We start from the raw sequence: 378 nt of genomic DNA on the forward strand, positions 1-378 counted from the left end.
CGACTGATGTCGTCCGCCGTCGCAGGATGCGCGGCCAAGATGCCGCCTAAGGTCTCCTTTCATCTCGAACCGGCGATTCTGGAGCAGTTCCGGTCTGCGGGAATGCTTAGCCAGCGCTGCGCGCAATGCCTGTCGCGTCTGAAAGGTCTCCCGATGTCACGAAAATGTGATCCGGCGATTATAAGGGGGTCAAACAGGTACCCACGCTCCAGCCAATCCAACAGCCAGAGGCAAGCCATGACTGACCTTCGCTCCCCCGACACCCGATTCCGCACCAGCCTGCTCGAGGAAAACGACGGCCCGGCCATCAACGCTTCCGACAACCGCACCATGGGCGAGATCATCGCCGCGCGGTTCTCGCGCCGCGGCTTCCTCAAG

1 pseudogene is annotated in these 378 nt (G+C 61.9%); it reads left to right on the forward strand.

Going from position 1 to position 378, the window contains the following annotated elements:
• Nucleotides 1-153: 153 nt before the first annotated feature.
• Nucleotides 154-378, forward strand: a pseudogene (locus EN884_RS40035) (dTDP-glucose 4,6-dehydratase); the annotation flags it as partial.

The sequence above is a fragment of the Mesorhizobium sp. M7A.F.Ca.AU.001.01.1.1 genome, assembly GCF_004022735.1.
GTDB lineage: Bacteria > Pseudomonadota > Alphaproteobacteria > Rhizobiales > Rhizobiaceae > Mesorhizobium > Mesorhizobium ciceri.